The organism is Paenibacillus sp. EKM10P (genome assembly GCF_011800655.1).
In the GTDB taxonomy this organism is placed as follows: Bacteria; Bacillota; Bacilli; order Paenibacillales; family Paenibacillaceae; genus Paenibacillus; species Paenibacillus polymyxa.
Genome location: NZ_JAALET010000036.1, coordinates 1 through 2,279 on the forward strand (window position 1 = coordinate 1; position 2,279 = coordinate 2,279).

The 2,279-nt window shown below is 53.8% G+C and carries 1 protein-coding gene; it reads right to left on the reverse strand.

Going from position 1 to position 2,279, the window contains the following annotated elements:
• Window positions 1–2,279: non-ribosomal peptide synthetase (locus HFE01_RS26260; RefSeq protein WP_167442892.1), on the reverse strand; the 2,279-nt coding region annotated here is incomplete at both ends.

Consider the following 2,279-nt stretch of genomic DNA (forward strand, 5'->3'; position numbering starts at 1 on the left):
GGACGGGCAAAGTCTGTCGGTAAATCCAGCACAGGCAGTTCCCCCCGGAAGGTGTCGAGCCAGTAGGCTTCCTGGCGCTGCATCCACTTCTGATGGACCTCGCTTTGTTGCCATACAGCATAGTCTTTGTACTGTATCCGCAGTGGCGGCAGCTTTTCACCGTCATACAAGCGGACAAATTCTTCAGTCAGTACCCCCATGGACACGCCATCCGAAACGATGTGGTGCATGTCGAGCATGAGTACATGCTGCGGTTCCTGCCCTGCTCCTGATACGCCTAGATCTACCAAGCCTACCCGCAGCAGCGGTGCAGCTTTGAGATCAAACGGACGGACAAAGCGACTCACCAGCTCATCCACTTCCTTGCCGACCCTCGTGTCTGTATCCGTAGTCGCACCTTCTGCTTGTACCTTCGTATATTCCACCTCGAACGGCACAGTGTCCTCAACCCATTGCATCGGCTCACTGTCGATCAGATCAAAGCGGGTGCGCAAGGACGCATGACGGGCGATCAGTTGACGGAATGCATGTTCCACTCGCTTCACGTCCAGCGGACCGCTCACTTGCAGCACCGATGGCATGTTGTAGTTCACATCATGTGGATCGAACTGATGCAACACATACAGTCGTTTTTGCGCTGAGGACAAGGGATAGAAGCTGCGCTCTTCCGTTACTGGAATGGACGCATACGTCACTTGATCCAGCTGTTCCAATACAACGGCCAGTTGCTCAATCGTTGGTGCTTCAAAAATACTGCGCAGGGGAAGCGGCTTGTTCAGCTCCTTGTGAATCTTCGAGGCCAGTGTCGTCGCCCGCAGTGAATGTCCACCAATCTCAAAGAAGTTTTCCTTTACGCCGACCTGCGTCAGGCCTAGCACATCCTGCCAAATCTGCGCCAGCTTCACTTCGACCCACGTTCGCGGTGCAACATAGTCGGCTCCGGTTTGCAGGCTGTCTTCTGGTGCTGGCAGGGCCTTGCGGTCGATTTTACCGTTCGGTGTCAGCGGCATTTGCTCCAGCTGTACCAGATAGGAAGGGATCATGTAACCTGGCAGCTTCTGGCTCAAAGTGCTGCGTAGCACACTTGCGACAACTTCCTCATTGGCGACCACATAAGCACAGAGCTGCTTTTGCCCTTGCTCATCTTCTCGTGCGATGACCACAGCTTCTTGCACTGCCTCCAGCTTCAACAGCTGCGTTTCTACCTCGCCCAGTTCGATTCGGTAGCCCCGAATTTTCACCTGCGCGTCGATCCGCCCCTTATATTCCAGCGTACCGTCTGCATTCAAGCGTACCATGTCGCCTGTGCGATAGCAGCGTTCTCCACTGCGGAACGGGCTGTCGATGAACTTTTCGGACGTCAGGTCCGGACGGTTGCGGTATCCACGTGCCACCCCGTCACCGCCTACCAACAGTTCACCCCATACCCCGACGGGCTGAAGCCGCATCGAATGGTCCACGACATACGCTGTCGAATTATGGATCGGTCTGCCAATTGGCACTGATTCCGATTGCACACCGATGATCGCATGCACTGTTGAAAAGGTCGTATTTTCAGTCGGGCCATAGATGTTACTAATTCGCAGGGATGGATGGGCCTCCAGCACCCGGTTCATATGTGGTACGGACATTACATCACCACCGACCAGCAGCTCCCGTATCCCCTCGAACAGCGTCAAATCCTGTTGAGACAGCTGGTTAAAGAGCGGTGTGGTCAAAAACATCGTGGTAATGCCGTAGCTGTGGACAGCATCCTTAAGCTTGAGCACATCCAAAATGACATCCTGACTCACTAGCACAAGCTGTCCACCGTTTAATACAGATCCCCAAATTTCGAAGGTGGATGCGTCGAAAACAATAGCGCCTGTCTGCAATATGCGCGTGTCAGCATCCAACTGTGCGTAGTTTGTATTTTTCACCAAACGTACGACATTGCGATGCTCCACCATAACACCCTTCGGCTGCCCCGTCGTACCCGACGTATAGATCACATACGCTAGATCGTTCGGACCGGACAACGGCTCCAGGTTAGAACCATCCTCGTGATACACACTTTGTGCCCCATTCAGCACCAGCATGTGACCGTCAAAAGCTACCTTGTCCACCAGATGGCTTTGCGTCAACAACAGCTCTGTTCCCGAGTCGTCCAGCATGTAGCGGATACGCTCTTCCGGATACGCCGGATCGATAGGTACATATGCGCCTCCGGCTTTCAAAATGCCTAACATACCCACGATCATGTCTATCGAGCGTTCGGTCATCAGACCCACCAAACGATC